At 67.8% G+C, this 24551-nt stretch carries 23 protein-coding genes and 3 tRNA genes; 19 read left to right on the forward strand and 7 right to left on the reverse strand.

Annotated elements, in window-relative coordinates:
• Positions 1-32 precede the first annotated feature (32 nt).
• Positions 33-2081 carry a DNA topoisomerase (ATP-hydrolyzing) subunit B gene (gene gyrB, locus ACT3TD_RS01880; protein WP_301442192.1) on the forward strand — a complete coding sequence of 683 codons (2049 nt, stop codon included), beginning with the start codon at positions 33-35 and terminating at the stop codon, positions 2079-2081.
• Positions 2074-2907, forward strand: a complete 834-nt coding sequence (locus ACT3TD_RS01885; protein WP_301442191.1) for an alpha/beta fold hydrolase — start codon at positions 2074-2076, stop codon at positions 2905-2907. Before gyrB ends, ACT3TD_RS01885 begins: the two co-directional genes overlap by 8 nt.
• Here ACT3TD_RS01885 and ACT3TD_RS01890 read toward each other — a convergent pair.
• Positions 2904-4046: an ArsR family transcriptional regulator gene (locus ACT3TD_RS01890; protein ID WP_441578827.1), complete on the reverse strand. Its 1143-nt coding sequence runs from the start codon at positions 4044-4046 to the stop codon at positions 2904-2906. The two genes, ACT3TD_RS01885 and ACT3TD_RS01890, sit on opposite strands and share 4 nt — an antisense overlap.
• A gap of 111 nt (positions 4047-4157) precedes the next feature.
• Here ACT3TD_RS01890 and ACT3TD_RS01895 point away from each other — a divergent pair, with 111 nt between their 5' ends.
• The 4 genes from ACT3TD_RS01895 to ACT3TD_RS01910 all read left to right on the forward strand — a co-directional run bounded on the left by ACT3TD_RS01895 (position 4158) and on the right by ACT3TD_RS01910 (position 7895).
• Positions 4158-5291, forward strand: coding sequence for an LLM class flavin-dependent oxidoreductase (locus ACT3TD_RS01895; RefSeq protein ID WP_301442189.1), 1134 nt, complete (start codon positions 4158-4160; stop codon positions 5289-5291).
• Entirely contained in the window at positions 5288-6061 is a 774-nt protein-coding gene (locus ACT3TD_RS01900) for an ABC transporter permease (RefSeq protein WP_301442188.1), read from the forward strand. The genes ACT3TD_RS01895 and ACT3TD_RS01900 overlap by 4 nt, the downstream gene beginning before the upstream one ends.
• A 113-nt stretch (positions 6062-6174) precedes the next feature.
• A complete protein-coding gene (locus ACT3TD_RS01905; RefSeq protein ID WP_441578826.1) occupies positions 6175-7101 on the forward strand; it encodes a taurine ABC transporter substrate-binding protein in 927 nt (308 codons plus the stop codon).
• The gene (locus ACT3TD_RS01910; protein WP_301442186.1) at positions 7098-7895 is read left to right on the forward strand and encodes an ABC transporter ATP-binding protein; all 798 of its coding nucleotides are present in this window, start codon (positions 7098-7100) and stop codon (positions 7893-7895) included. Before ACT3TD_RS01905 ends, ACT3TD_RS01910 begins: the two co-directional genes overlap by 4 nt.
• Here ACT3TD_RS01910 and ACT3TD_RS01915 read toward each other — a convergent pair.
• On the reverse strand, positions 7882-8865 hold the full coding sequence (locus tag ACT3TD_RS01915) for an HNH endonuclease signature motif containing protein (RefSeq protein WP_301442185.1): 984 nt from the start codon (positions 8863-8865) through the stop codon (positions 7882-7884). The two genes, ACT3TD_RS01910 and ACT3TD_RS01915, sit on opposite strands and share 14 nt — an antisense overlap.
• A 438-nt stretch (positions 8866-9303) precedes the next feature.
• On the opposite strand from ACT3TD_RS01915, the gene ACT3TD_RS01920 reads away from it, so the two are divergent.
• Positions 9304-9729 carry a flavin reductase gene (locus tag ACT3TD_RS01920; protein ID WP_301442184.1) on the forward strand — a complete coding sequence of 142 codons (426 nt, stop codon included), beginning with the start codon at positions 9304-9306 and terminating at the stop codon, positions 9727-9729.
• Here the strand turns inward: ACT3TD_RS01920 and ACT3TD_RS01925 are convergent.
• On the reverse strand, positions 9708-10538 hold the full coding sequence (locus ACT3TD_RS01925) for a siderophore-interacting protein (protein ID WP_301442183.1): 831 nt from the start codon (positions 10536-10538) through the stop codon (positions 9708-9710). The genes ACT3TD_RS01920 and ACT3TD_RS01925 overlap by 22 nt on opposite strands.
• A 128-nt stretch (positions 10539-10666) precedes the next feature.
• Between ACT3TD_RS01925 and gyrA the strand changes: the two genes are divergently transcribed.
• The 9 genes from gyrA to ACT3TD_RS01970 all read left to right on the forward strand — a co-directional run bounded on the left by gyrA (position 10667) and on the right by ACT3TD_RS01970 (position 19798).
• Positions 10667-13171 (forward strand): DNA gyrase subunit A, encoded by a 2505-nt coding sequence (gene gyrA, locus ACT3TD_RS01930; protein ID WP_441588238.1) that lies wholly within the window; start codon positions 10667-10669, stop codon positions 13169-13171.
• Positions 13168-13533: a DUF3566 domain-containing protein gene (locus ACT3TD_RS01935; protein ID WP_441588239.1), complete on the forward strand. Its 366-nt coding sequence runs from the start codon at positions 13168-13170 to the stop codon at positions 13531-13533. Before gyrA ends, ACT3TD_RS01935 begins: the two co-directional genes overlap by 4 nt.
• A gap of 52 nt (positions 13534-13585) precedes the next feature.
• Positions 13586-13662: transfer RNA gene (locus ACT3TD_RS01940), tRNA-Ile, on the forward strand.
• Between the two features lie 12 nt (positions 13663-13674).
• A tRNA-Ala gene (locus tag ACT3TD_RS01945) sits at positions 13675-13747 on the forward strand.
• A 339-nt stretch (positions 13748-14086) separates the two neighbouring features.
• Entirely contained in the window at positions 14087-15580 is a 1494-nt protein-coding gene (locus ACT3TD_RS01950; RefSeq protein ID WP_301441811.1) for a gamma-glutamyltransferase, read from the forward strand.
• A gap of 347 nt (positions 15581-15927) precedes the next feature.
• Entirely contained in the window at positions 15928-17088 is a 1161-nt protein-coding gene (pgsB, locus tag ACT3TD_RS01955) for a poly-gamma-glutamate synthase PgsB (RefSeq protein WP_301441810.1), read from the forward strand.
• On the forward strand, positions 17085-18089 hold the full coding sequence (locus ACT3TD_RS01960; protein WP_301441809.1) for a poly-gamma-glutamate biosynthesis protein PgsC/CapC: 1005 nt from the start codon (positions 17085-17087) through the stop codon (positions 18087-18089). Before pgsB ends, ACT3TD_RS01960 begins: the two co-directional genes overlap by 4 nt.
• On the forward strand, positions 18080-19651 hold the full coding sequence (locus ACT3TD_RS01965; protein ID WP_441578823.1) for a gamma-glutamyltransferase: 1572 nt from the start codon (positions 18080-18082) through the stop codon (positions 19649-19651). Before ACT3TD_RS01960 ends, ACT3TD_RS01965 begins: the two co-directional genes overlap by 10 nt.
• Before the next feature lie 74 nt (positions 19652-19725).
• Positions 19726-19798: transfer RNA gene (locus ACT3TD_RS01970), tRNA-Ala, on the forward strand.
• A gap of 54 nt (positions 19799-19852) precedes the next feature.
• Here ACT3TD_RS01970 and ACT3TD_RS01975 read toward each other — a convergent pair.
• Positions 19853-20419 carry an LGFP repeat-containing protein gene (locus tag ACT3TD_RS01975; protein ID WP_301441807.1) on the reverse strand — a complete coding sequence of 189 codons (567 nt, stop codon included), beginning with the start codon at positions 20417-20419 and terminating at the stop codon, positions 19853-19855.
• Positions 20420-20541: 122 nt separating this feature from the next.
• On the opposite strand from ACT3TD_RS01975, the gene ACT3TD_RS01980 reads away from it, so the two are divergent.
• Positions 20542-20712: a hypothetical protein gene (locus ACT3TD_RS01980; RefSeq protein WP_301441806.1), complete on the forward strand. Its 171-nt coding sequence runs from the start codon at positions 20542-20544 to the stop codon at positions 20710-20712.
• A gap of 114 nt (positions 20713-20826) precedes the next feature.
• On the forward strand, positions 20827-21006 hold the full coding sequence (locus ACT3TD_RS01985) for a hypothetical protein (protein ID WP_301441805.1): 180 nt from the start codon (positions 20827-20829) through the stop codon (positions 21004-21006).
• 19 nt (positions 21007-21025) lie between these two features.
• Here the strand turns inward: ACT3TD_RS01985 and ACT3TD_RS01990 are convergent, their stop codons facing one another.
• Positions 21026-21943, reverse strand: a complete 918-nt coding sequence (locus ACT3TD_RS01990) for an ABC transporter permease (protein ID WP_301441804.1) — start codon at positions 21941-21943, stop codon at positions 21026-21028.
• A 95-nt stretch (positions 21944-22038) separates the two neighbouring features.
• On the opposite strand from ACT3TD_RS01990, the gene ACT3TD_RS01995 reads away from it, so the two are divergent.
• Positions 22039-22614 carry a TetR/AcrR family transcriptional regulator gene (locus ACT3TD_RS01995; protein ID WP_301441803.1) on the forward strand — a complete coding sequence of 192 codons (576 nt, stop codon included), beginning with the start codon at positions 22039-22041 and terminating at the stop codon, positions 22612-22614.
• Here the strand turns inward: ACT3TD_RS01995 and ACT3TD_RS02000 are convergent.
• Both ACT3TD_RS02000 and ACT3TD_RS02005 read right to left on the reverse strand, forming a co-directional pair.
• Positions 22574-23578 carry a DNA glycosylase AlkZ-like family protein gene (locus ACT3TD_RS02000; protein ID WP_301441802.1) on the reverse strand — a complete coding sequence of 335 codons (1005 nt, stop codon included), beginning with the start codon at positions 23576-23578 and terminating at the stop codon, positions 22574-22576. The two genes, ACT3TD_RS01995 and ACT3TD_RS02000, sit on opposite strands and share 41 nt — an antisense overlap.
• Positions 23579-24448 (reverse strand): GDSL-type esterase/lipase family protein, encoded by an 870-nt coding sequence (locus ACT3TD_RS02005; RefSeq protein WP_301441801.1) that lies wholly within the window; start codon positions 24446-24448, stop codon positions 23579-23581.
• Positions 24449-24551 lie beyond the last annotated feature (103 nt).

The following is a 24551-nucleotide window of genomic DNA, read 5'->3' on the forward strand; positions in this document are numbered from 1 at the left end:
AACCCATTTGCCGAGAAGGAGCTGAAGCGACTGTGGCCGAGGCCGATAACATCCCCGCCGAGAACACCCCCGCCAACGGAGAGTACGGCGCGGACTCCATCACCATCCTCGAGGGCCTGGAGGCTGTCCGCAAGCGCCCCGGCATGTACATCGGCTCCACCGGTGAGCGAGGGCTGCACCACCTGATCTGGGAGGTCGTGGACAACTCCGTGGACGAGGCCATGGCCGGCTTCGCCACCCACGTCGAGGTCATCCTCCACGACGACGGCTCCGTGGAGGTCACGGACAACGGCCGCGGCATCCCCGTGGAGATGCACCCCACCGGGCGTCCCACCGTCCAGGTCGTGATGACCGAGCTCCACGCCGGCGGTAAGTTCGACTCCCAGGCCTACGCGGTCTCCGGCGGTCTGCACGGTGTGGGCATCTCCGTGGTCAACGCCCTGTCGACCCGTGTCGAGACCCAGATCACGCGCGACGGCGTCATGTGGCGCCAGGTGTTCGACCACGCCGTCCCCGAGGAACTGGAGCAGGTCAAGAAGGCCCGCGGCACCGGTACCCGGCAGCGTTTCTGGGCCGACCCGGACATCTTCGAGACCACCGACTACAACTTCGAGACGGTCTCGCGTCGACTCCAGGAGATGGCCTTCCTGAACAAGGGCCTGACCATCACGCTCACCGACGAGCGGGTCAAGGTCATCGAGCAGGACGTGGAGGCCGAGGTCGCCGCGGAGTCCGTGGAGGACGCCGCCGCACCGAAGCCGGACGAGGACAACCGTCCCGTCCCCAAGGAGCGCAAGAAGGTCTTCCACTACCCGGACGGCCTCAAGGACTACGTCACGCACCTCAACCGGACGAAGACCGCGATCCACCCCTCCATCGTCGGCTTCGACGCCGAGGGCGAGGACCACGAGGTCGAGATCGCGATGCAGTGGAACTCCGGCTACTCCCAGTCGGTCCACACCTTCGCCAACACCATCAACACCATCGAGGGAGGCACCCACGAGGAGGGCTTCCGCGCCGCGCTGACGTACCTGATGAACAAGTACGCCCGCGACCACAAGCTGCTCAAGGAGAAGGACACCAAGCTCTCCGGCGACGACTGCCGTGAGGGCCTCGCCGCGGTGATCTCCGTGCGTGTCGGCGACCCGCAGTTCGAGGGCCAGACCAAGACGAAGCTCGGCAACACCGAGATCAAGAGCTTCGTGCAGAAGATGGTCAACGAGCACGTCTCCGGCTGGTTCGACGCGAACCCGGCCGAGGCGAAGGCCATCATCAACAAGGCCGTCTCCTCCGCCCAGGCCCGCGACGCCGCACGTAAGGCCCGCGACCTGGTGCGCCGCAAGTCCGCCACCGACGTCGGCGGACTGCCCGGCAAGCTGGCCGACTGCCGGTCCAAGGACCCGGTGAAGTCCGAGCTCTACATCGTGGAGGGCGACTCCGCCGGCGGCTCGGCGAAGTCCGGCCGCGACTCGATGTACCAGGCGATCCTCCCGTTGCGCGGCAAGATCCTCAACGTGGAGAAGGCACGCCTGGACAAGGTGCTGAAGAACAACGAGGTCCAGGCGATCATCACCGCCCTGGGCACCGGCATCCACGACGAGTTCGACATCACGAAGTTGCGCTACCACAAGATCGTCCTGATGGCCGACGCCGACGTGGACGGCCAGCACATCGCCACGCTGCTGCTCACCCTGCTCTTCCGCTTCATGCGCCCGCTCGTCGAGGAGGGCCACGTGTACCTCGCGCAGCCGCCGCTGTACAAGCTGAAGTGGGGCAAGGGCGAGCCCGGCTTCGCCTTCTCCGACGCCGAGCGCGACGGGCAGCTGCAGGAGGGCCTGGCCAACGGCCGCAAGATCAACAAGGACGACGGCATCCAGCGCTACAAGGGCCTCGGCGAGATGAACGCCAAGGAGCTGTGGGAGACCACCATGGACCCCACCGACCGCATCCTGAAGAAGGTCACCCTGGAGGACGCCGCCAGCGCCGACGAGACCTTCAGCATCCTCATGGGCGACGACGTCGTCGCCCGCCGCAGCTTCATCACCCGCAACGCCAAGGACGTCCGGTTCCTCGATGTCTGACGTCGCGATGCCCGACGGCAGCACCTCCCCGGTGCGGCTGTTCCCCGGTGCAGACCGAGCCCTGGTCATGGTCTGGCCGGGTCTCGGCATGGGTGCACGCTACTACCGCCCCATCGCCGAGGACCTGGCGGCACGCGGATTCCCCGTCGCCGTCGGCGAGCTGCGCGGCCAGGGTGACAGCACCGCCCATGCGAGCCGGACGGCGAGCTGGGGCTACCACGACATGGCGTCCGGCGACTACCCGCGGACGATCCGCGCGGCGAAGGAGGCGCTCGGCCTGCCGGTCGAGCACCCCACCGTCCTGCTGACGCACTCGATGGGCGGACAGATCGGATCGCTGTTCCTGGCCCGCCCGGAGGCCCGCGAACTCAACGTGACCGGCATGTTCGGTGTCGGCAGCGGTTCGCCGTACTACCGGACGTTCGACAATCCCGAGCGCTCACGCCTGCACTTCGGCGGCTACCTCATGGAGGGCGTCAGCCGCCTGCTCGGCTACTGGCCGGACGGACGCCTCGACGTCACGAACTACGGTCGCCAGTCCGGCGTCCACATCGGGGAGTGGGCCCGGTTCGGGCGGAGCAACCAGCTGCGCGACCTGCGTGGCGCCGACCTGGACTACATGGCGGCGATGCGCACCGTGGACGTCCCCGTGCTGCTCACCCGCTACAGCGACGACACGTACTGCACCCTCGCGTCCTGCGAGGCGCTGGCGGAGCTGCTTCCGGCGCAGGTGGAGGAGTTCCCCGGCACGCTCGGGCACAACCGGTGGGCGCGGGAGCCGCATGACGTCGCCGAGCGCCTCGAGCGCTTCGTCGCTGCGCTCTAGGCGCTCTGGGCGGCCAGCGGGTCCTGCCACAGGCGGTGCAGGGCGGTGACCGCGGCGGCGCGCGAGAGGATGCCGTCGCCGGCGCGCTGGATGCTGAGCTGGCGTCCCGTCCCGCGCAGCCCCTCGGCGATGATGCGCACGGTGCCCGGGTCGGCGGTGAACGTCTCTCCGGCGAAGACCACGGTGGACGGGTCGACCACGTCGACGGCCAGTGAGATGATCCGGGAGAGCAGCGTGGCGCGTTCGTCCAGGACCTCCCGGCCCACGGGGTTGCGTTCGGCCAGCGCGACCAGGTCGGGCACCGTGGAGATGTTCAGGCCGCGCCGCCGGGCGACGTCCAGCACCGCTGTCGACCCCAACGGGTGCCCGTGGCGGTCAGAGAAACTGCCGGACGCGGCGATGTCGTTGAACGCCGACGGCGCCGAGCCCGTGTACGGCTGGTGCACGGCACTGCCCACGATCCACGCGTGTCCGACGAGCTCGCGGGCGTAGACGTACAACGTGGAGGCCAGGGGGTCGCGGCTGAGGGCGAGGGGGGAACTGCTGAGCTCGGAGCCGGCCATCGCGCCGACACCGGTGGACACTGCGACGGGGATGTCGGTGTCGAGCTGCGCGACGGGGTCGACGTCCTGCCAGCCGTAGGACGGTGAGGTGATGCGTCCGGCGTAGTCCACGTGGGCGGAGAAGGCGATGCCGAGGCTGACCGGGGTGGGGAAGTCCCGCCCCAGTGTCATCAGGGCGTGGTGCACGGCCTCCATGGCGTCCTCCGGGCTGAGTTCGGCGACCGGGAGCCGCAGCGTCCGCTTGCGGAGGGGACGGCCCACGCCGTCGACGGCGACCAGCTGAGTGCTGCGCAGGCCCACGTGGGCGCCGAGCGCGGTGAGGTCGCGCCCGTCGGGCTGCAGCGTGGAGCCGGGACGTCCGACTCCGCCGCCGCTGGTGGGGGAGACCTGTTCGACCAGCCCGGCGTCGATGAGGGCGCTGACGTGGCGTGTGACCGTGGGCTGCGACATGCCGAGGTCCGCGTGGAGGCGTCCACGGGTGATTCCCGGGGACGTGCGGATCTGGTGGAGGCACTTCGCCGGGCCGGTGGCAGGGGCGGTGAAGTGCGCAGTCGGGGAGAGTTGGACGGTGGTCATGGCATTCAGCGTAATTCAGATCACGCTGAAAAGACAGACCGATCGGTCTATTAATTCGTGCTGAGCAAAACGTTCGCCGTGGCTGCAGACAGGATGGTCTACTCAGCGGTCATGACACAGAACATCACACTGCACTGGTTTCTGCCGACCTCGGGCGATTCCCGGAACATCGTGGGTGGCGGGCACGGTGCCGGCCCGGAACGCGGCGAGCGACCCGCCGACCTGGAGTACCTCTCCGAGGTGGCTCACGCTGCCGAGCGCAACGGCTTCGAGTCCGTGCTCACCCCGACCGGTCGGTGGTGCCAGGACGCCTGGGTGACTACCGCGGCCCTGTTGGCCACCACCAGCCGTCTGAAGTTCCTCGTGGCCATCCGACCGGGCCTCATCGGGCCCTCGCTCACTGCGCACCAGGCCGCGACCTACCAGGAGCTGTCCGGTGGACGCCTGCTGCTCAACGTGGTGGTCGGGGGAGAGGACTCCGAACAACGCGCCTTCGGCGACTACACCACCAAGGCGGAGCGCTACGGCATCGCCGACGAGACCCTCGCCGTCGCCGACCACCTCTGGACGTCCGATGAACCGTTGACGTTTCACGGGAAACATCTCAGTGTGGACGACGCGGCACTGAAGCAGCGTCCCGAGGTGGTACCGCCCGTCTACTTCGGCGGGTCCTCACCCGAGGGGATCGAGGTGGCGGCGAAACGTTCGGACGTCTACCTCACCTGGGGCGAACCACCGGAGCAGGTGGGCGAGAAGTTGGAGCGCGTCCGTGAACGGGCCTCCGCCCACGGGCGGACGCTGGAGTACGGTGTGCGCCTCCATGTGATCGCCCGGCCGACCGCCGAGGAGGCGTGGTCGGTGGCTCAGCGACTCTTCGACTCCCTGGATCCGGAACGTGTGCGTACCGCACAGGAGGGACTCGCGACCTCACAGTCCGAGGGGCAGCGGCGCATGAGTGAGCTCCATGGCCGCGGCGCAGACTTCGCCCCGGGGCAGGACGCCCGGACGTTGGAGGTCTCCCCGAACCTGTGGGCGGGGATCGGTCTGGTGCGTGGCGGGGCCGGCACGGCACTCGTCGGTTCCTACGAGGAGATCGCCGAGCGGATCGACGACTACCGCGCCGTCGGTGTGTCCCACTTCGTCCTCTCCGGGGTTCCGCATCTCGAGGAGGCCTATCAGGTGGGGGAGGGGGTCGTCCCCGCCATCCGGGCCCGAGGCGTCACTGTGACGAATTTCGATGCATGAGGAGGTTACCTCTCCATCTCCTGACATTCGCCGGAGTTCTCGCCGTCTGGTGGCTTATCGCACGTTTCACGGGAATCGACCCGGTCCTGCTGCCCGGCCCCGACGACGTTGCCCGGCAACTCGTCGACACGAACTTATGCACAAGCACCTGTGGAGTTCAGGACTACTTCCTCTGGCAGCATCTCCTCGCCACCTTGCAACGTATCGCGGTGGGCCTCACCGCCGGAATCGTCGTTGGTGTCCTGCTGGGATGGTGGCTCGGTTCCAATGCGACGGTTCGCAGTGTCGTGGAGCCGTACCTCTCCTTCCTCCGGGCGCTGCCGCCACTGGGTTACATCGGTCTGCTGATCGTGTGGTTCGGGATCGGCGACCAGTCGAAGGTGATCCTCCTCTTCCTCGCGGCATTCCCGACCGTGGCCGTCGCCACCCTGCTCGGCGTCACCGGTGTGCGCCAGGACTGGATCCGTGCGGCGACGTCGCTGGGCGCTTCCCGGGTGCAGGTGTTCCGCACCGTGCTGCTGCCGGCCGCCCTCCCGGAGATCATCAGCGGCTCCCGCGTGGCCGCCGGACTGTGTTGGTCCGCCATCGTCGCTGCGGAGATGAACGACGGTATTCCCGGCATCGGCGGGCTCGCCTACATCTCGGGCACCCAGCTCGACACCTCTCTGACGATCGCCTGCATCATCGTCATCGGTGTCGCGGCACTGATCGTGGACAAACTACTCCTGGCCGTCGAAGCCCGGTACTCACCCTGGAGGACAAAACAGTGACCATCCGCAGAACGGCCGCGCTGTGCGCGGCGGTCCTCCTCACGTCCGTGGCCGGATGTGTGGGCCCGCCGGCGAGCGAATGGGAGGACAGGGGAGAGGACGCGACGTGTCCCGTGAAACCTTCCGAGGCCTCCGGGTCGGTCCGCGTCGGCTACCTCGGCGGTCCGGCCACGGACCTCTACACGGAGGCGACGGGTCTCGCCGAGGCGTGCCTGCCGAACGCGGAGATCGACTGGACACGCTATCCGACGGGTCAGGACATCGTCCAGGGCTTCGCGGCCGGTTCAGTGGACCTCGCCGCACTGGGTTCGACCCCCACCACGAAGGCGCTCAGTGAACCGCTCGATCTGGACGTGTCGGTGGTCCAGGCGAACTCGGTGATCGGAACGACCGAGGCTCTGGTGGCGAAGGACGCCAGCTCGATCAAGGACCTGAAGGGTGCCCGCATCGCCGTACCCTTCTCGTCGCCGGCGCACTACTCGCTCCTCAACGCTCTCATCGACGCCGGACTCGACCCGTCCCGGGACGTGGAGATCACCAACATCTCCCCGGACAAGCTGCCCGCAGCGTGGAAGTCCGACCGGATCGACGCCGCCTACGTGTGGGATCCGACCTTGCAGGAGTTGAAGGACGGCACCGGTGGAACGACCCCCGGTACGGTGCTCACTGACTCCGAGGAGCAGGCGGCGGGCCATGCGACCTACAACGTGTCCCTGGCGTCCAACCCGTGGTCCGAGGCGAATCCGGAGCTCTTGTCGACATGGCTGGAACTGGAGTCCTGGATCGCCGACCGGACCGGGGAGCTGGATGACTTCGTGTCGGTGAACGCCACCGCGTCCGGGATGGACGAGGAGGCGGCGGAGCTCCAGGTGGACGGTCAGCGGTTCATCCGCGGGGACGAGCAGAGTGAATACCTCGGCGACGTCGCCGAGGCCTTGCATTCCACCGCGCAGTTCCTCGTGGAGCAGGGCGACATACCGAGTGCGAAGCAGGACTACTCCGACGTGGTCCGCACAGACCTGTGGGAGGACGGCAAATGATCGAGTTGAAGAGTGTCGGTGAGATCTACCGGACGCAGAGTGGGGGAGAGGTCGAGGCGCTGCGTGACATCTCGCTGCGCTTCGAGGACGGCGAGATCGTCTGCCTCGTGGGGCCGTCCGGCTGCGGGAAGTCGACGTTGCTGCGACTGCTGGCTGGCTTCCTGGAGCCGAGTTCCGGGCTGGTGGAGGTCGACGGGAGCAAGATCGGTGGACCGGGCACGGAGAGGGCAGTGGTCTTCCAGCAGCCGACGTTGTTCCCGTGGTACTCCGTGCGGGAGAACACGAGGCTGGCCCACCGGTACTCAGGAAGTGAGGAGCAGTCCGCGCGTGCCGATGAGTTGCTCGCACTCGTCGGTCTCGAGGATGCCGCCGATCGTCTGCCTCATGAACTGTCCGGTGGCATGCAGCAGCGAGCCCAGATTGCGCGGGTTCTGGCGGCTGGACCGGAGCATGTGTTGATGGATGAGCCTTTCGGCGCACTGGATCCCTTCACCCGCGAGCAGTTGCAGGCTGAGCTACTGCGTGTGTGGGCCACGGCGTTTCCCTCCGTCGTCTTCGTGACGCACAGTGTCGAGGAGGCGCTCTTGTTGGGCCATCGGGTGATCGTGATGGCGGGAGGTCCGGGCAGGGTGTTGGAGGAAGTCGCGGTCCCTGAATCGCTGCGGGTGGATGTGGACGCAGATGTTCCACGTGAAACCATCCAGGCACGCCTTCGGGAACTGTCGACGAATCCGGAGATCGTGGATCTTCGCCGCCAGGTCACCGAGCTCATATCCTCGGTCAGTCAGATCTGATTCTCAGGACCGGTCCGCCGGCGGTGGTGGTGTAGTGGTCGTTGGCCGGGCCGATCCAGTGGATGGTGACCCCGTCGTCCTCGGTGGAGCACGACCACCGTCTCTGCGTCTTCAACTTGTGGTGGTGGCGGCAGAGTAGCTGGCCCTTCGCCACGGAGGTGGGACCGTTGCTCGTGGGGTCCGTGTGCGGACTGTTCTCGATGTGGTCGAACTGGCACTGGGATGCGGGCACCGTGCAGTTGGGGAAGCGGCAGTGCGAATCCCGCCCCATGATCGCCGCCTTGTGTTTCACGGGAAACGTGTAGGCCTCCACCGGGTCGAGGGTTCCGGTCAGGAGTCGGGGGGAGTACGCCCGGGACTCCAGCATCCCGGCCGCCGCGGTGGACACCCAGCCGACTCCGGGGATGAATCCGGGGCCGTAGCCGGTGTGGTCGTCCTGGGTCAGACGGTAGAGGTTTACCGTCACAGTGATGTTATTCGCCCCGTCTCCGAGTGCTTCGAGAATGACCTTGGCACGGCATGCTGACAGGGTTTCCCGGACGTCCGGGATCTCGGTGGTCTCCTTCAGGTCCTGGAGTATCTTCCAGCCGGCGTTGTTGACGGCGTCCCATACGCGGGTGGCGGTCGCCTTGCTGCCGCAGTCGAGCACGATGCGGTTGTCCCGCCGGAAGACGCGGGCCTGGCCGGTCTCGAACTCCTCGGTCTCGGTGACGAGATCGGAGTCCAGGGCGAGAATCACCTCCTCGACGAGATCCCCGAGGGCCTCAAGTGGGACGGGGGAGGGGTAGGTGATGCCGTCGATCCACTCGACGACCGCGCACTCGACGGCGAGGTCCAGTGCCCGGCGTACCGGCTCAGCCTCCCGGGACGGGAGGTGGCGGAGATGGCGGTTGATGATCAACCACACGAGATCCAGGTGTTCGAGGCTGAGCCGGCCGTCCTCACCGGCGATGGTGAAGAGATCAGGCATACGAACCGCCCGTTCGCCAGAGTGAGCGAAACGACGTGCTTCACCGCGACCCCGTCCCCGGCGGGCCAGTGCGGTACTGTGGCGTTGGTCGGCGGCGACGGTGGACAGGTGGGCGACTAGGGTCATCTCGGCCCTGTTGATGGGATACACCAGTAGTTCAGCGTCCGTCGGCATCTCCACCAGGTCAACTGCCATGGTCCCCACCCCTTGTCCCGAACTGCGATCCGGAGGTATTTTCCTTTGTTGGTGAACACTCTACCTGACCCCATGGACACGGTCAACAGTGTGTTCGAATAAGCTTCCAGCGGGGCAGAAGTGGGGGCACCCGCAATATAGACCGCTCGGTCTGCATAATATTCATGGTGTGACCTGCGCAAATGACTTCCAGGTGCATTGCGGCCCTTGCGTTTTTGCAGACAGACTGGTCTACTGGTCACCATGATCACAGCACCCACGGACACCGTGTCCGCACCCCGTCTTCCCCTGGCCGTCCTGGCAGCAGAGGTCAACGGCACCATGATGTGCGTGGTCATCGACTCCTACTTCGACGAGAGCCTGGCCCCCGGACTCGTCTCCGTGCGCATCCCCTCTGACGACCTCACCTGGCGCCAGCTGCGCACCGCCCCCCGTCTGGGCATCTCCGTGCTCAACCCGCTGCAGACCATCGGAGTGGCGAACATCGCCCACTCACTGTCCTCGGAGGATGGTGCGGGCGTCGTCGACGGCGCGGCGGTGCACCTCACCGCCCGGCTCTACCAGGAGTTCGACGCCGGCGACCACACCGTCGCCCTCATGCACGTCACGGGACGTCGTACCGGTGACATCGCACCGGAACAGCGCGACTACCTGTTCGCCGCCGCCTGAGCCTCGTCCGCCTCGATCTCCTCGGTGAACTCCCGCTTGCTCGCCTGCCACTCGTCCTCGACCATTCCGAGACGCCAGTAGCCGGAGATCGAGACGTCCGACTTCGGGACACCGCTGTCCACGAACAGGTGACGGCGCAGGTCACGGATCATCTCCGCCACCCCGTGGATGAACCACCGGGTCTCGCCGGACGGTACACCCGCCGCGACGACGGCGCGGACCAGTTCCGTGCCGTGCGTCGCGCCGTCGCGCTCGACCCAGTGGATCGTCGTCCCCGGGTGCGACGGGGCGGGCAGGTGCGCGTCGGCGTCCGACACCTCGACCCACGCCTCCGCCGTGACGTCCTGCGGCAACGCCTCGATACCGGCGAAGATCGCCGGGGCGGCGGCTTCGTCGCCGGCGAAGACGACGTGCTCCCCCTCGGGGTGCCACGCGCCGCCGGGGCCCATGAACCCGATGCCGTCGCCCGGACGGGCGGCGTCCGCCCACGGTCCGGCCAGGCCTGAGTCACCGTGGGAGACGAAGTCGATGTCCACGGTCTGTGCCCCGGCGTCCCAGGAACGCAGCGTGTACGTCCGCGTCACCGGCCACTCCTCCCGCGGCAGCTCCTCGCGTACCTGCGCCGGGTCGAACGGCCAGCTGTAGGACGCCCCCTCCGGCGGGAAGAGCAGCTTCACGTAATGGTCGGTGTGCTCCAGGTCGGCGTAGGGCAGGGAGTCGCACGCGAGCGTGACGCGCACCATGTCGCGGGAAATCCGGGAGGAACCGGTCACGGTGGCGGAGTGAACGGGACGGGCGGGACGGGGCATGGACAGGCTTTCCTTCTACTGCGGTGTCGGTGGTCGCCGACCATGGTACGCACCTGACCCGGATATGGGTCATGAGGTGGTAAGATTGCCAGGTCTATACCTAGTCTTCTGGAAGGGATCGCACCGAAGTGAGCGACGACAACTACGGCGGCGGCGAGACGCTGTTCGACCGCATCACCCCCATTGACCTCAATGAGGAGATGCGGAACAGCTACATCGACTACGCCATGAGCGTCATCGTCGGCCGTGCGCTGCCCGAGGTCCGGGACGGGCTGAAGCCCGTCCACCGCCGCGTCCTGTACGCGATGTACGACTCCGGCTTCCGCCCGGACCGCAGCTACGTCAAGTCCGCGAAGCCGGTCGCCGAGACGATGGGTAACTACCACCCCCACGGCGACACCGCCATCTACGACACCCTCGTGCGTATGGCGCAGCCCTGGTCGATGCGTTACCCGCTGGTCGACGGGCAGGGCAACTTCGGTTCCCGCGGCAACGACGGCCCCGCCGCCATGCGTTACACCGAGTGCCGGCTGACCCCGCTGGCGCTGGAGATGGTCCGCGACATCCGCGAGAACACCGTCGACTTCTCCCCGAACTACGACGGCAAGACGACCGAGCCGGACGTCCTGCCGTCGCGCGTGCCCAACCTGCTCATGAACGGTTCCGGCGGCATTGCCGTCGGCATGGCGACGAACATCCCGCCGCACAACCTCAACGAGCTCGCCGAGGCCGTCTTCTGGCTGCTGGAGAACTTCGAGGCGGACGAGCAGACCGCGTTGGACGCCTGCATGGAGCGCGTCAAGGGCCCGGACTTCCCGACCGCGGGCATGATCGTCGGCGACACCGGCATCAAGGACGCCTACACCACCGGACGTGGCTCGATCCGTATGCGCGGCAAGACCACCATCGAGGAGGAGGGCAACCGGCAGATCATCGTCATCACCGAGCTGCCCTACCAGGTCAACCCGGACAACCTCGTCGCCTCGATCGCCGAGCAGGTCCGCGACGGCAAGATCGCCGGCATCGCCAAGATCGACGACGAGTCGTCCGACCGCGTGGGCATGCGCATCGTCGTCACCCTGAAGCGCGACTCCGTGCCGCGCGTGGTGCTGAACAACCTGTACAAGCACTCGCAGCTGCAGACCAGCTTCGGCGCCAACATGCTCTCCATCGTCGAGGGCGTGCCGCGCACGCTGCGCCTGGACCAGATGCTGCGCTACTACGTGAAGCACCAGATCGAGGTCATCGTCCGGCGCACCCAGCACCGGCTCGACGAGGCAGAGAAGCGGGCCCACATCCTGCGCGGCCTGGCCAAGGCGCTGGACGCGTTGGACGAGGTCATCGCGCTGATCCGTCGCTCCCAGACCGTCGACATCGCCCGCGAGGGCCTGCGCGACCTGCTCGACATCGACGACGTGCAGGCGGACGCCATCCTGGCGATGCAGCTGCGCCGTCTGGCCGCCCTGGAGCGCCAGAAGATCATCGACGAGCTCGCCGAGATCGAGGAGACCATCGCGGACCTCAAGGACATCCTGGCGTCCCCCGACCGTCAGCGCACCATCGTGCACGACGAGCTGGCCGAGATCGTGGAGAAGTTCGGCGACGAGCGCCGCACCGAGATCGTCGGCGCCACCGGCGACGTCTCCGAGGAGGACCTCATCGCCCGGGAGAACGTGGTCGTCACGATCACCTCCACCGGCTACGCCAAGCGCACGAAGGTGGACTCCTACCGCTCGCAGCGCCGCGGCGGCAAGGGCGTGCGCGGAGCCGAGCTGAAGCAGGACGACATCGTCCGGCACTTCTTCGTGTGCTCCACCCACGACATCATCCTGTTCCTCACCAACTACGGACGGGTCTACCGGCTCAAGGCCTACGAGCTGCCCGAGGCCAGCCGTACCGCACGCGGCCAGCACGTGGCGAACCTGCTGGAGTTCCAGCCGGGTGAGCAGATCGCCCAGGTCATCCAGATCCAGTCCTTCGAGGACGCCCCCTACCTGGTGCTCGCCACGCAGCAGGGCCGCGTGAAGAAGTCGCACCTCACCGACTACGACACCGCCCGCTCCGGCGGCCTGATCGCCATCAACCTCAACGAGGGCGACAAGCTCATCGGTGCGCGCCTGTGCACCGGGGAGGACGACCTGCTGCTGGTCTCCGAGGAGGGCCAGGCGCTGCGCTTCACCGCAGACGACGACACGCTGCGTCCCATGGGACGTGCCACCGCCGGCGTGAAGGGCATGCGTTTCAAGGGTGACGACCAGCTCCTGGCGCTCACCGTCGCCGACGACAACTCCTACCTCCTGGTCGCCACGTCCGGTGGCTACGGCAAGCGCACCGCGGTGGAGGAGTACCCCGTGAAGGGGCGCGGCACCCTGGGCGTGATGACGTTCAAGTACGACCCGAAGCGCGGCAAGCTCATCGGCGCGGTGACGGTGGGCCTCGACGACGAGGTCTTCGCCATCACCTCCGCCGGCGGGGTGATCCGTACCCCGGTGAAGCAGATCCGCAGCTCCTCGCGCGCCACGATGGGTGTGCGTCTGGTCGACCTGGCCAAGGGTGTGGAACTGCTCGCCATCGACCGCAACGTCGAGGACGAGGGTGAGGAAGCGGTCAACCAGACGGCGGAGAAGTCATGAGGGCCTCGCTCCGGGAGATCGCGCCGCTGAGCGCGCTGAAGATCGGTGCGGTCCTCAGCGCGTGCGTGTTCGCCGCCTGGATGGTCGCCGCAGCCCTGATCTACATCTTCCTGGGCCTCGGCGGTGTGTGGGACCGGATGAACAACCTGCTGGCCGACCTCATCGGGGCGGACCGTATCTCCGCCGGCCTGTACTTCGGTGTGGCCGCCGGTGTGGGGCTGCTGGAGTTCGTCGTGGTGACGCTCTTCGCCCCCGTCACGGCGTTGCTCTACAACGCGGCGACCGGGCTCGTGGGCGGGTTGCGCGTGACGATCGAGCCGGAGTCGGTGAACGAGCCGCAGGACGTTGAAAACGTAGCCTGACCACACGGTTTGTGTGTTCAGGGCTGTGTGGGTAAAGTTCTGTCTCGTTCGAGGGCCTATAGCTCAGGCGGTTAGAGCGCTTCGCTGATAACGAAGAGGTCGGAGGTTCAAGTCCTCCTAGGCCCACCAGTAAGACCCCTCGGGGCTGTAGCTCAATTGGTAGAGCATCTGCTTTGCAAGCAGAAGGTCAGGGGTTCGATTCCCCTCAGCTCCACTGGAGAAACAGCAGTGACGGGCACCATCCGATGATTCGGAGGGTGCCCGTTTTCTGTGTTCCGTGGGGCACCACCACGTAGGCGCGCACCCGGGGGGTACGCGCCTACGGCGAAAGGTAGTGCACCATGCCAGGTGCGCCATCGGCGGGTTCATCACGCCCACCGCGCACAGTATAGAACGGGTACTACAGAAAAGCAGGATGAATACCGACCTAAGAATAGAACCACCCCCGCTCGGTAGTGGTCTCACTATTTTCTTCACCGTGGATAGATAATGGCCGGGAACTGTCCGACGGGAAAGTGAGTGCCACGTGAAGAGTCTACGCACCATGGCAATCGTGGCGATTCTCTTCATCGTGCTCGCCGGCGTCACCGTCACCGTGACGTCGAATTTCCAGCGGACCTTCAGCCCCGGGGCGTCCTGCGGCAGTTCCAGGGGCGTCACCGACGCGCGGTCGGCGAAGGGGGACGAGGACGCCGGCCTGGTCGTCACCCCGGACCGCTACGCCTCCGACATCGCCTGCCGCGTGCTGGCGGACGGAGGTAGCGCCGCGGATGCCGTCGTCGCGGCCCAGTTCACCCTCGGTCTCACCGAACCCCAGTCCTCCGGGCCGGGCGGTGGGGCCGTCGCCGTCTACTACGATGCCGCGACCGACCACGTCCGGAGGTGGAACGCCGCGGTCCCGGCGCCGCGGGACGGCGGCAACCTGACGGGAGTGCCCCAGACACCGCAGCTGATGCGCACCATGCAGGACGACTACGGTGTCCTGGACTTCGATGCGGTGCTCGCCTCCGTCGCCGAGCTGGCGGAAGACGGTTTCGCCGCCAGCGGTCGGCTGACCGGGGCCCTCGACCGGCGGGTCGACGTCCTCGACGGGATGCCGTGGCCGGGGGTGGACGCCCAGGACCTTCCGCGTGCGGGGGACGTGCTGACCAACCCCGACTACGCCGCCTATCTCCGCGACCTGGACGTCACGGGGCGTATCGAGCCCGAGGCACCGCTGTGCACCGGCTACCGGGACCACCAGGTCTGCGGGTCGGGCTCCACCGGTACCGGCATGATGGTCGTCGGTGAGGCGCTGGGCATCCTCGACCGGGCCGACGTCGGCGACGACCTGAGGCACGTCGTCACCGAGGCCGAGCGGCTGGCCCTGGCCAACGGGAACACCTGGATGCAGGACCCGGAGGTCGACCCCGGGCTGTCCGAGGCCTACGTGGACTCCCTGGTCACCGATCCCGGGCACCTGCAGCAGCAGGCCGACCGGATCGACCCGGACGCGACGCTGGGGTACATCGAGCCGGACCCACTGGTCGGCACCGAAGGCACCTACCTGCCGAACCTGGAGGAAGGGACCTCGCAGATCACCGTGCGTGACGGCCACGGCAGTATCGCCAGCGTGACCACCACCCTGCACCAGCACTTCGGGTCCGGCGTCCTGCGCGACGGCTACTTCCTGAACAACTCGCTGAACAACTTCAGCGCCGGCTCGAAGTCGATCAACCAGCGGGCCCCCGGGGTCCGGCCCAAGACGGCGATGAGCCCGGTGATCGTGTTCGGGGACGGGGAACCCGTTCTCGCCCTGGGCAGCCCCGGAGGCGGGGCAATTCCGTCGTACGTGATCAAGACGATCGTGGGGTTCGTCGACGAGGGAATGTCGGCGAGGGACGCGGTGGACGCCCCGAATTACGGCGCGACGGGACGTGACGCCACTTACATCGAGGAGCCTGGTGTGGGCCACGACAGTGGGCTGAGTGTAATTTCCCGCGAAGGGCGCTATTTTCGCGCCGAAGCGGATGAACGTGCCGGTGGGACGGCACGGGCAGCAGGGTAGGGGTGTCGGGGGCATCCGTCGAATCATGTGTTTTCCCTGGGCACGGGTCCCGGACCACAAGCCCGGCTAATGGTCCATAAATCGCGTTTCGTAACTGAGAAAACAGTGCTGGTGTAACACTTAATTCGGCATTAGTGTGCGGAGTAGAGGGCGCAACTACCAGCATCTTTGTCACGATCCACCTCTGTGGATCGACTTGGCATGTCTCAGGGGAACTTGCCGAAGCCCTAACATTTCGGGTACCTGAAGGAGAATTACCCATGCTCGCTTTTCTGTCCCTGTCCGCACTTGCTGCGACAACCGGGATGGCGGCTTTTCATCGTAAGGAAGTGCGTCACCGTCGTCGGATGGGCGGTCTCGACATCAACGTGCACGTGAACGGAATTCGGGGGAAGTCCACGGTCACCCGCATGATCGGCGGCGTGCTGCGGGAGTCGGGCAAGACCACGATCTCGAAGACCACCGGAACCTACGCCTGCGTGATCGACAGCCAGGCCGGTGAGCGCCCGATCAAGCGCACCGGGCCGGCGAACATCAACGAGCAGTACCGCTTCCTCGCGGAATGGCTGGACGGTGCCGACGACCCGGTCGAGGCCCTGGTCGTGGAGTGCATGGCGGTGAAGCCGAAGTACCAGACGTTGTGCCAGGACGTGATCCTGCGCTCGCCGATCACCGTGCTCACCAACGTCCGGCTGGACCACCAGGAGGACATGGGCGACACGCTCGAAGAGATCGCCGCGTCGCTGTGCTGCACCGTCCCGGAGAACGGGCTGGTCATCACCGGCGAGCGCGACCCGAAACTCGTCGAGATCATCCGTGAGCACTGCGAGGCCCGCGGCTCCCGCCTCGTCGTCGCCGAGGAGACGGAGCTCTCCCGCAGCCTGTGCAACCGGTTCGACTACCGCCAGTTCGAAGAGAACGTGGCCGTCTGCCTCGCCGTCGCCGCCGAACTCGGCATCGACACCGGCGTCGCGGTGCGCGGCATGCTCTCCGCCGAGCCGGACCCGGGAACCACCCGCATCGCCCACGTCCGCGACTCCGAGACCGGACCGTTCTACTGGGTCCCGATGTTCGCGGTGAACGACTGGGAGTCCACCACCCGTGTCTTCCACGACGTCGTCGACGACGACCTCCCGTCCTGCAGGAAGGTGGTGGCGTTGAACAACCGCGCCGACCGTACCGACCGCGCGGCGATGTTCGTCGACCTCGTCGCCACCGACCTCGCCGACGACATCGACCGGGTCGTGCTCTACGGCGAGATCCAGGACGTGGTCCGTCAGAAGCTGCTCAACGCCGGTGTGGAGGACGACATGATCCTCACCACCACCGACCTCGACGGTGAGCAGGGTGCGGACGGCCGCGACCTCGTCGCCCGTGCCCGCGCAGGTTTCGAGGGTGAGGACGTCGCCATCTTCGGCATGGTGAACATCCACACCGACCACGTGACCGCCATGGAGCGTTACGTCGGTCAGCTTGCCGAGGAGCGTATCGAGGCAGTGGCGGCATGACCTACCAGATCATCGGGTCCACTGGGTTCCTCACGGACTACGTGCACGTCACCTTCCTCGTCGGCCTGGTCATCAGCTACCTGTACTTCCGGCGCCGGCAGATCTCCGTCGGCGGCTCGCTGGCCGTCGGTTACCTGGCGTCCTCGCTGTACATGCCGCTCAACGTGCTGTCCACGCTGGTCGCCGCGCTCCTCGGCTACGTCCTCATCAAGTTCGTGATCCTGAAGATCTTCCTGCCGCGTCCGCGTCAGATCTTCGCCATCGGCCTGGGTGTGGGCGTGGGCTGCGGTGCGGTGTGGATGGCCCTGACCAGCTGGCTCCTCGGCGGTCTCTCCCTCGACGGCCTCTCACTGGTCGGCGTGATCGTGCCCGGCATGTTGTGCAACTCCCTGATCAAGCAGGGCGTGGTCCGCACCGTCGTCCCGCTGGCCTGGATGGTGCCGGCCGCGGGTCTGGCCGGGCTCGCGATCACCATGCTGACCTCCACCCTCCTGCCGGGGTCGCTGGCGAACACCATCATCGACACCAACCTCCGGCCCGTGCCGATGCTCTTCCTCATGAGCGCCCTGTCGGTGCTCTTCGCCGTGCTGGTGCAGGAGGGGACGGTGCGCTCGCGCAAGCTGCGCACCGGCGGCTACGTCACCGCCGGCGTCATCGTCAGCGTCCTGACGAGCCCGGGCTACCTCGTCGTGCTGGCCGCAGCCACGCTGCTGGTGCTCGGCGTGTACGTGCCGTACTCGCGCAAGGTCCCGCTGTTCGGCAAGGACCGCTTCGTGATCCTCTGCACCGTCTCGTTCGTGATGGTCACCCTGGTCGAGCTGGTCATGGCGTCGTTCACGGGTGTGCGTTTCGACGGTCCGACGAACGTGGTGTTCTGCGTGCTGCCGGCGATCATCGCCAACGACCTCGTCCAGTACGGGTTCAAGCGCACGTCGGCCGGCATGGGACTGTCGATCGCCGGTTGTGCCGCGGTCGCGGTGCCGGTGATGGTGTGGGGCTGAGCCGCCGGGCGGCCGGTGCCACCGTCGGCACGGTCTCCGTTCTTGCGATGGTCACGGGCTGTTCGACGCCCGAACCTGAGCCGCTGCCGACCGCGTCGCCGGACGCCTGCCTCGACGGCGGGCTCGAGGCGCGTGGCGCCTCCCGCGGTGGCATGGTGTCCACCCCGGACCCGGACGCGACGCGCGCGGCGTGCAGCGTCCTCGCCGAGGGTGGGACGGCCGCCGACGCCGTGGTCGCCGCCCAGTACGTCCTGGGCCTGCCCGAACCGAACTACTCCGGCCCCGGTGGGGGCGGCCTGGTGATCTACCACGACGCGCAGACGGGGGAGACCGCCAGCTTCGACGGCACCGTGTACGCGCCGCAGGACGATGCGTCCGACGATGCGGTGGGGGTGCCGCAGACCGACCGGCTCATGGACTCCCTGCGCCGGGCACATGGTGTGAAGAGCCTGGCGGAGCTCACGGAGCCGGCGCGGAGGCTGGCGTCCGACGGGTTCGTCGTCACCGAACGGCTCGCCGCGGCGATGGACGCGCGCAACGGGATCTTCGAGGAACTCCCCGCCGCCGGGGACGTGCTCACGAATCCGGACTACGCCGAGTACCTGATGGAACTGGAGCCCACCGAAGAGCCGATCGAGCCGTCCGACCCGCTGTGCGTGGACTACCAGGGGCACTCGGTGTGCGGGTCGCACTCCACGGCGACGGGCATGATGGTCGTCGCCGAGGCGCTCGGCATCCTGGACCGGCTGGACCTGGCCCGGCTGACGCCGGTGGCGGGGACGGCGCGGGCCACCGCGCAGCACCTCGTGATGGAGGCCGAACGTATCGCGTTCACCGACGCCAACACGTGGATGGGTGACGGTACCGAGGGGTACGTCGACCAGATCGTCACCGACGACGGGCACCTCGACGACGCCGCGGACTCCATCCGTCAGAAGACCACGCTCAGCGGGCTCGAGCCGCAGGACCTGGACGGTCTCACCGGCGAGTACGAGGACAGCGACGACCAGGGGACCTCCCAGGTCACCGTGCGTGACTCCGCCGGCAGCATGGCAACCCTGACCACCACGCTGCAGCGCAGCTTCGGCAGCGGGAAGCAGGAGAACGGCTACTTCCTGAACAACTCGCTGGACAATTTCAGCGCCGACGCCGACCCCGGTGACCCGAACTACCGCGAGCCCGGTGCGCACCCGCGCACCATGATGTCGCCGGTGCTCGTCTTCGACGGGGACGAGCCGGTCATGGCCCTCGGTTCGCCCGGCGGGCGCAAGATCCCGTCCTACGTGGTCAAGGCGCTGGTGGCGATGGTGGACTGGAACCTGCGACCGGTCGACGCGGTGGACATGCCGAACTTCGGCGCCACCAACCGCAACAGCGTGTACGCCGCGCGCGGAGGTGCCGAGCAGAAGAAGATGCGTGGGCTGCTGGAGGAATGGGGCCACGACCTGGAGGCCGGACGCTTCGACTCCGGACTTAGCGTGATCCGTCTCCGGGACGACCAGGTCGACGGCGCTGCGGACCACCGACGCGACGGTTCCGTCGCCGGGGTCGACCTGGGGTGAGCCGGGGTCAGCCGGTTATGTGCTCCGGCCCGGCCGGGTGTACGATATCCGGTGTTGTCTCCACGTGAGACTTCGGGGCTATAGCTCAGTTGGTAGAGCGTCGCGTTCGCAATGCGAAGGTCTGGGGTTCGATTCCCCATAGCTCCACAGACAAGGAACCCGCCGGTCGTCCGGCGGGTTCCTTCGTGTGTGGGGGAGGTGTTACTCGTTGCCCTCCACGTCGGCGTCCCAGGTGCCGTCCTCGTCCTGCATCCAGGAGATCGTGCCGTTCTCGAACTGCTGGGTCCAGCCCTGCATCGCGTCCCCGGACTCCGGGGCGGTGGGCAGACCGATCTCGTTTTCCAGGCCGCCGTCGTTCGCCCAGGTCTCACCGATCATGCCGATGAGCGGGGTGACTTCGCCGCTGTCGTTCTCCACGGCCCACCCGTTGTCGAACGTGGCCAGGGTCGCGCCGTCGGCGCTCTCCACGTTCTGCACGGCGCCCCACTCGCCCTGCTCGCCGCCTGCCTCGTCGTAGGCGGCCTGCAGGCCCTCGGGGAGCTCGGTGTCGCCTGAGCCCTCTGAGCCCTCGGCGCTCTCGGACTCGGTGGACTCCGCCTCGGTGGATTCGGAGCCGCCCATGGCGTCGGACGCCTCGGCGGCGCCGCTCTCCGCGGCCGAGCTGGCGTCCGAGACGCTGTCGGAATCGTCGTCGCTGCACGCCGCCGCTCCGAGGAGGAGGCCGCCTGCGGCGACGGCGGTGAAGGTGCGTTTGAGAATGGACTTCATGGTGAAACTGCCTTCCGTGGCAAATCGGGGGTGTAGTTCACCTTCCCTTTCTACCTGACGGCGACGAAGCCTGCACGGCTATGCTTGTCGCTGTCATACCCCTCCAACGGAAAGGTCCCCTCATGGACGCCCTGTTCGAACCCATCCTCAACCTGCTCAGCTCCACCGTCGGCCTGGGCTCGTCGATCGCCACCGGCAACCCGATCGGCATCGGCTCCTCCACCCTGGAGCTCGGCTCCTCGGCGATCGACCTGAGCACCGCCGGCTCCTCGGTCCTGGAGGCGCAGGACTGATCAGGTGGGGGTGGCGGGACGATTTTCAGCAATATCCCTTTCCTGGGGAAACGTTCGCCTAGTGTCAACCCCGTCACCGCGTCATAGGACGCTCACACTACGGAAAGGTCCGTCATGGAATCTCTCGTCACCCTCATCGAATCGGTCTTCGCCTTCGGCTCCTCGGCGCTGGAGCTCGGCTCCACCGTGCTCTCCGGGGACGGCTCACTGGCCGTCGGCTCCGGCGTCCTCGACCTCGGATCCTCGGCCGCAGAGCTCAGCGGGGCCGGCTCCGCTGTCGTCCAGGGGAGCTGACCTGAGGGCGCACGCCTGATCAGGCGGGGGTGACGGTGCGGCGGTTCTTGAGTGCCGCCGCGCCGACCAGCGCACAGCCGATCGCGACCCAGGCGAGCAGGACCCACACGGAGTGGGCGATGCCCGCACCGTCGAAGAAGGCCACCGAGCGGGTCGCGTTGCCCGCCGCACCGATCGGCAGGTACTGGCCGATCGCGCCCCAGGGGGAGGGGAGCCACTGCCAGCCCGTGGCGATGCCGGACAGCGGGTTGGACACGAACAGGGTCAGCACCGCGCCGATGCCCAGGCCGGGGGCCCCGATGAGCGCCTCCAGGCCGAGGACGAACAGCGACGTACCGGCGATGCCGAGTGCGAGCACCCCGGCGGTCTCCCAGTAGTTGCCGTCGAAGGTGCCGAAACCGAACTGCAGGATCGCACCCACCGCCAGGCCCGCGGCCAGCGAGAACACCATCGATCCGACGATGCGCAGGCCGTAGCGCTTCTTCATGGTGAGCGACAGGACGGCCGCCGACACCATGCCGCCGAAGGCCAGCGGCAGCGCCAGGGCGCTGAGCCCGCCGGCGCTCGGGTCGTCCTGCGTGGTCGGTGCGACGTCCTCCACCGTGGCGTCCATGCCCTCGGCGACGCCGGTGAGCACCTGCGTGTAGGGGGTGCCCGCGCCGGAGGCGGTGTAGACCGTCGCGCCGTCCGCCGCGACGGTGACGGCGCCGACGGCGTCGCGGGAGAGGACGGCGTTCCGGGCGTCCGACGGGTCGTCGTAGGTGGTGACCTCGAACTTCTCGTCGAGCTGGCTGACGACCGCGTCGGGCGCGGAGACGGCGATCGGGATGTCGTACGGGCCGGAGTGCATCTGCGGGGAGAGGAAGGCGAGCAGCATCAGTGTGACCGCGGCCGTGAGGCCGAGGATGATGCCGCCGAGCTTGAGCGTGGTCTTCATGAGGGACTCCTGCATGGTAGCGTGATAAATGGAACAAGGCGCTCCGTTTTTGTGGAGCGTAATCCTCCGGTTACCGAGATGCAAGAGGAGAGCCGATGCGAGCCGACGCACGGGAGAAACGGGCGGCCCTGCTCACCGCCGCCTGGGACCTATTCGCCGAGGACGGGCCCGAGGTGCCGCTGCGCACCGTGGCCGCACGGGCCGACGTGGGCATCGCCACGCTCTACCGGCACTTCCCGACCCGGGAGGACCTCATGGTCGGGCTCATCGAGGACATGGCCGGACGCGTCCTGGCCATCATCGAACGCCATGTCGCCGACTGGGACGGGGGGTCGGAGGGGTGGCGCAACTTCGTGCACGAGATCGCCGCGCTGAAGGTCGCCGCGCTGGCAGAACGCTCCATCGCCGTGATCCCGGTGGACGGCCGGGTCTGGGTCGAGACCGAGCCCGTGCGCGAGGAGTTCCTGGCGGCCTACCGCACCATCCTCGACCTCGCCGCCTCCAGCGGTTTCGTGGAGGACGACCTGTCGCCGTGGCGCTTCCACCTCGGCCTGGCGGCGGTGTCACGCCCCATGCCGGAGAAGGCCGAGCGCTTCGCGCCCGGTCAGGCAGACTGGTTGATCGACACCTTCATCGACGGGTTGCGGGGTAGGCGCGCAGCGCTCGGCTGACGTCGCGTCGCGCCGTCGCGCTGAGCTCCCGGAAGGGGGCCACGTCGGAAGACGACGAGGACGACCAGGTCGCGATGAACTTCCCGCCGCGCACCACCGTCCGGCGGAACACCCCACGGTTGCCGGGGGCGACCTGCTCGTGGTGGTCGGACGCCAGGAAGGACAACCGGTCGCGGTACCCCAGCATCACCTCGTCGAAGGCGGGCAGTGCGAAGGTGCCGTGGGCCCGGCGGGAGACCGCGGCGAGTTCGTCGTACAGGCCCGGACGGTGGTGGAGCCCGTCGGTGGTCTCGACCTCGCCGGCGATCTCGGCGAAGGCGTCCTTCACCACCCGCTGGGAAAGCTTCGTCCACCACGCGAAGTCGCGCAGGTCCGCCGGGCCGTGGCCGGTGAGGTAGCGCAGCAGCAGCTCGGCGGCGGGGGAGCGGTCCGCGGTGTACGGCACCGCCGTGGCGGGGACGATGAGCTGGTCGGCGCCGTCGAACGGTCCGTAGACGGCGGTGCCGTGCAGCATCATGTCGCGGATCATCAGGTAGCGGAAACCCCGGTCGTCCGGGAAACCGTGGCGGGCCCACAGCTCGCCCAGCCCGGCACGGGTGAGGCCCGGGGAGCCCAGGAAGACGTCGTGTGCGCGGGTCACCTCGGCCCGGGAGAACCCCTCCTTCTCCCAGCGCCGGGCGGACTCACGGCGCTGCTGGCCGGCGCACAGTTCGGTGACCCAGCCGACGTCGCGGGCGGACAGGGCGAATACGGTGGAACGCATCGGGTAGCCGCGGACGACCTCCCCGGCGTCGAAGGCGGCGCGCACGTCCGTGCTCTTCGGCAGTCGCAGCGCCAACGACGCCAGCACGCCGGTGAGGTCCTGGCCCTGCATCGGGCCCATGGCCTCCAGCAGGTCGACGGCGGAGTCCGCGGGGGAGAGCAGCCCCTGCGCGACCAGCCGGGCCTCGACCAGCGAGGGCATCTAGACGGCGCGGGACATCCGGTCGGCGATGAAGGTGGAGCCCTTCAGCGACGGGTGGATCATCATGTTGTAGTTCGGGGTGGTGGTGTCGAGGATGCCCGCCACGTACCGGTTCTGGTCGGGGGAGCAGGTCGCGTTGCCGGCGGACTCGGTCTTCAGGTCCACGAAGGACGCGCCGATCTGGCGGGCGGCCTCCTGCTGGTTGCCGCGCAGCCAGATCTCCACGTCGCTGAGCACCGGGATCGGCAGGCCGGCGGGGAAGTTCGGGACCACGTTGGCGAAGCAGAACATGCCGTTGGAGGTGATCGCCATCTGCCCGGCCATCACGATGCGCGCACCCGGGGCGGCGGAACGCACCTTCGCCGCGGCGGCGCGCACGTCCGAGAGGTAGCGGTTGCGCACGTCGCCCGGGTCCAGGAAGTTGGCGCCGTTGTCGGTGCCACCGGGGCCGAAGTTGTTCATCCCGTAGTTCAGCACCACGGTGCGGGTGCCGCGGTGGATGTCGCCGGCGTTGACGGCGCGGTCGATGCGGCCCAGGGCGCTGTGGGAGGTCATCCCGGAGCAGGACCAGTCGGTCACCGCCAGGCCGTGGCGCTGCTGCATCAGCCGCGGCCAGTTGTTCGGCGCCTGCAGGCAGTTGCCGCCGACCGGGTAGTTGTCGGGGACGAAGCCGTCGATGCCGCGCAGGGTGTTGTAGTACTGGTCCGGGTTCGCCGCGTAGGAGTCACCCATGACCACCACGTTGCCGGCCGGGGCAGCGGTCGCCATGGGTGCGGTGGCGAGGCCGAGGGCCACGGCGAGTGCGCCGACCACCGCGGTCGTCGCTCGGAAGAGTCGGTTGCGGCGGGGCTTGGCACGGTGGGTCGTCACGTCTTTGGTCCTCTCGAAACGCGTGCGGGCACGCGGGTGCGCTTGAAACAGTCTGCCTGGTTCTAACGGTTCGCTGTGAGATGCCGTTACTTTTGCTGCCGAC

Source organism: Corynebacterium sp. AOP36-E1-14, from assembly GCF_052377495.1.
Taxonomy (GTDB): domain Bacteria; phylum Actinomycetota; class Actinomycetes; order Mycobacteriales; family Mycobacteriaceae; genus Corynebacterium.